Source organism: Mesorhizobium sp. M4B.F.Ca.ET.089.01.1.1, from assembly GCF_004022605.1.
Taxonomy (GTDB): Bacteria; Pseudomonadota; Alphaproteobacteria; order Rhizobiales; family Rhizobiaceae; genus Mesorhizobium; species Mesorhizobium abyssinicae.
Genome location: NZ_RZOS01000466.1, coordinates 1 through 4,228 on the forward strand (window position 1 = coordinate 1; position 4,228 = coordinate 4,228).

2 protein-coding genes and 1 pseudogene are annotated in these 4,228 nt (G+C 52.0%); all 3 read left to right on the plus strand.

Annotated features, from left to right (window positions below; genetic code table 11):
* The coding region (locus tag EN780_RS28625; protein ID WP_133372750.1) for an FkbM family methyltransferase at positions 1-550 on the plus strand (550 nt) is incomplete at its 5' end.
* Between the two features lie 237 nt (positions 551-787).
* Positions 788-946: pseudogene (locus tag EN780_RS28630) on the plus strand (transposase); the annotation flags it as partial.
* A 673-nt stretch (positions 947-1,619) separates the two neighbouring features.
* Positions 1,620-4,166 carry an HAD family hydrolase gene (locus tag EN780_RS28635; RefSeq protein WP_128275965.1) on the plus strand — a complete coding sequence of 849 codons (2,547 nt, stop codon included), beginning with the start codon at positions 1,620-1,622 and terminating at the stop codon, positions 4,164-4,166.
* Positions 4,167-4,228 lie beyond the last annotated feature (62 nt).

Consider the following 4,228-nt stretch of genomic DNA (forward strand, 5'->3'; position numbering starts at 1 on the left):
GTTCTATGTCGAGATCGGCGCTAATCATCCAATCTCTACATCAAGTACCTATCTTATGTACCAACGAGGCGCGAGAGGTGTTTTGGTTGAACCCATTCCTGAATTGGGAGCGCTGATCCGGACTGCGCGCCCGAAAGACGTTCTTGTGCCATCAGTTGTCTTGCCCACTCCGCAAGCATCCGCCACGCTCTTCATCGGAAACGCCCATGAGCTTTCCTCCGTGGATAAGGCACATGTCGAAAGTTTCGGCGACTTCGACGGCATAGGAGGTATCCGAGAACATATTGAGGTGAGTGCGATCGGTATCAATGAACTATTGACCCCCTATGCCAATAAAATCGATTTCTTATCGATTGATTGCGAAGGACTGGATTACGATCTCGTTAAGGCCATTGACTATGAGCGCATCAGACCTTCTGTCATCCAATGCGAGCCAAGTGAGCATTATCTAAAGGGTATCAGGGCTCGGATCATCAATCTGATGGAATGCAGATCATACCGGCTTGCTGCAATAACTGACATCAACGTCATCTTCGAGCGATTGCCCTAGCTGCCGTAATGGGGCACCGCTCGCCCAATTGCGCTGACCTGAGACCCTCATCAATGCAGTCGGCGACCTCCGCAACCACACCATCCGCCACCTTGATCTGAGAATCATTCAGCCTCAACAGGAGGGGTATCAACATGTGTGATCGAGCGATCCATCCCAGTGCATCCCTGATGAAGAAAGAACATTCCTTTTATGTTCGCATGTTTGCGGGCCGTGACGCCGAGGCGCTCGAGCTTTGCCGTCGCCAAATTCGACACGCTGCGATTGCGCCTCATCAAACTCGCTGCGCGGGTGGTCGAGACGAGATCGCAAATCCGCCTGCACCTGCCAACATCCTGCCCCGACCAGGGCATCCTGCGCATAGTCCTCGATCGCATCCCGCGGCTCATCACATAGCCGACGGGGCGCCGGATGCTCCGAACGAACCCGCTGACCTCTCAACCCGCAAACTCCGCCTTCCATCACGACGGATCATCGCCGGCGGCGGTGAGACTTGTGAAAAAGCACCGCAAGGGCAACCCCGTCGCAGCTTCAGGCCGCCAAAAACTCATCGCCGTGCATCAAGGCGGGTCACTACGTGCATCACCTTTAACATATCTTCATCAAAACATCACAAAGCTCCTGCACGTACAAACGCTGTCGTTCTCAACATAATCAACTACTTGGCAAACAAGTCGCTTTGCATCACCACGTTGACGGGCCGCTCTATGCAGTGATAACCTCCGGACAACGCTTGGTGACATGCGGCGGATCAACCAATAGTCCTATTTCTCTTGACGTAATCCGCGTTTCGTTTTTGCAAGAGCAGAGGTTAAAGACCAGATGGGGAACCGTCTAGCAGTAGGACAGCGGACTCTTGCCGCGCAGCCCCGAGTTCCAACCCCACTCTCCCAACCAGTTCAGGACATTTCTAGTTCGTCCCGGCTCATTGGAAGCTGTGTAGCGAAAGGGGGCCGCTAACCCCGACATTCTGGCGGTGCGGAGGCCTATACCCGCGACTGGACAACAAGTGAGAAGCTCTCAGCCAGAACGATCGCGCTTGCGCGAACAATACTTAAAGGAGCAACACGTGCAGCATATACCGGAGCGCTTGGGCGCGAGTATACAGAAGGCGGATGATCCGCTGCTTTTTGACAAGTACCGTATGGAACATCCGTCTATCCATCACCATCATGCAATGTTTCCGCCCGGGCGAGATCTGACAGAACAGACCGCCCGACAGCAAAAGCCGGAGGATCGCCTACCCTGGACCGACATGGCCGATACGCACCATAAGATGCAGATAAAGGCGCCCGATATCCCAAATATCCTCGGCGTGTTTGGGGATTCCGTAAAGGTACTCTCACTTGACTGTTTCGATACATTGCTGTGGCGCAAGACAGCGACACCTGAAGATGTTTTTGCCGTTCTGGCCGATAGTCCCGTCGCGCGAAGCTTGGGGATAACCCCACACCAACGCATTAGTGCTGCTGCGCGGGCCTATCGAGCGAAGCGTTTAGAGAACGGATCATGTCAGATCGACATCCGCGATATTTATCGGTTGTTTACGTCGCTTTCCGGTGAGGAACGGGAGCTATTGGCCGAGACAGAAATCCGGACCGAAATTGACATTTGCTTTGCATTCTCACCTTACGTGGACCTGATCAGGCAAGCGCACACCCATGGTCTCAAAATTATCATCGTGAGCGATACGTATTTGCGGGAAGACGAGTTAAGGCGCCTCTTGGCTCAGCATTTGCCTGGGGACGTTTTGCTAGCAATCAGCAAGGTTTACTGCTCTGTCGATTACGGGACGTTGAAGAGTAATGCCCTTTTTGAGATTGTAATCAAAGATTGTGGCGTGCCTGCATCGCAACTGCTTCATATCGGGGATAATGAAGTATCCGACGTGCAAGCGCCGCGGAAGTTGGGCGTACGTGCGCTCCATTTCCTGCAGTTTGATCGAGAGGTAGCAGACTTTTTGCGCCTACAGCACGCGGCATCTCCGTTAATCGTGCTCGAGCAGGCAGCACCCGCAACGGTCGTTATGCCCTGCTATAGTCCATTTCGACCGATTTTTTCTGTAGCCAACCTACAGCGATGCGCGCCTGCGACAGTGATCGGCTACATGTCGTTTGGCCCGGTGCTATATGCCTATTGCCGATTTCTTATGGACGAGGTGAACACACTACAACAGCAGGGCAAGCAAGTAAAGGTCTTGTTTCTGTTGCGTGATGCTTATCTTCTTTCAGCTGCCTGTGAGGCCTATGCGGGCAAGCCCGTTGGCAAGCTGGTACGCATCCGTGGATTCATTGCTATTGCAGCCTCTTTTAGAACCCGCGCCGATGTTGATTATTACATTAGCGGGATCAATCCCGAATTTCACGATTTTCATTGCGCTGCAAGACAGCTTTTGCTGCCGCAAGAAGTGACTGAATCGTTAATACGGATCGCCCATAAATCGTCCGATCCACAGACGGCGTTCTATCAGCTGCTGCGCGACGATGATGTGTTAGATTTGGTTTTCAAGAACTCATCTGCCTTGCGTGCCCGCTTGATGCGCTATATGTCAAGGCAATTGGAGGTCGAGGAAGGAGATACCGTTATTTTGGCAGACACAGGCTATAACGGCAGAACGCTGGAATATTTGAGTCGCACCTTTAAAGAAGAATTGAAGATAGAGCTACTTGGTCGCTATGTTATAGCCTCTGATGAACCGTACCGGTCGGCGGACAGTAAAGGACTCATTACGACACCTTGGTGGAAATATGATCTATTTGAGCAATGCTGTACAGCCAAGGAAGGGCCGGTTGTTGACTATGATTTGGACGGAGACCCAATTTTTGAGGAGATCGAACTAAGCGAGAATCAGTACAAGAAAGTCGCCGATGTTCAAGGTGAATGCGTGCGGTTCATCAACGACGCGCGGGCGACGTTTACCAAGACAGGTGTAACGCATGAGTATTCCATCTTGCAGCGGGCCGCCCATGCAGCTTTATTCCGTCATGCTCACATGCCGATTGAAGCGGAGTTGGAATATTTCAAGGACTTCCAGCACGACAACTTTATGGAATTGGATCGCAAGAAGTCTTTCTATCATATAGAAAGCGTTTTGAAGAATGTCAGGCGCCTGCCGTCACCTTATAGGCTGGGCGCGTACGATACTCGCGGCTTGGGGCTTGACTTCACATTCAGCGCGCTAGTACAGCAAAGATTTCAACTTGATCTGTGTCCGGAAGATATGAATGTGCGATTTTCACCTGTGAAAGTCTCGATAGGGAGAACACACGAGTCGGAGGTCCTCTTGCTTAGAGCACACCATCTGCATGACGGATATTTCTCCATTATGCTGCCGTATGTAGGCGGCACCAGTGTGAAAATGCTCTTGGGGGAGCACTACGAGTGGTTACAAATTGAAACTCTGCAACTTTTGAATAGTGCAGGAAGCGTGTGTGGCAATGTGTCGAGCTCTCTTGACCTTGAAGAAATCAATCGGGAGGGAGAAATTTATCGGTGCCTGTCGCAGGCAAGTGTCGCCACAATCCGTTCCGTTGGTTTGCAACATTTCAAAACGCCTCACTACTATCATATGATCTTTCGCCCATTGGTTTCGAGGGCAGCGTGCAATCCGTCGTGAAGCCAGCCCGGTAGCGAGGGGCGCTGCCGAGGCCGAGAAGGCATGACCGCACAGTCTCTCGG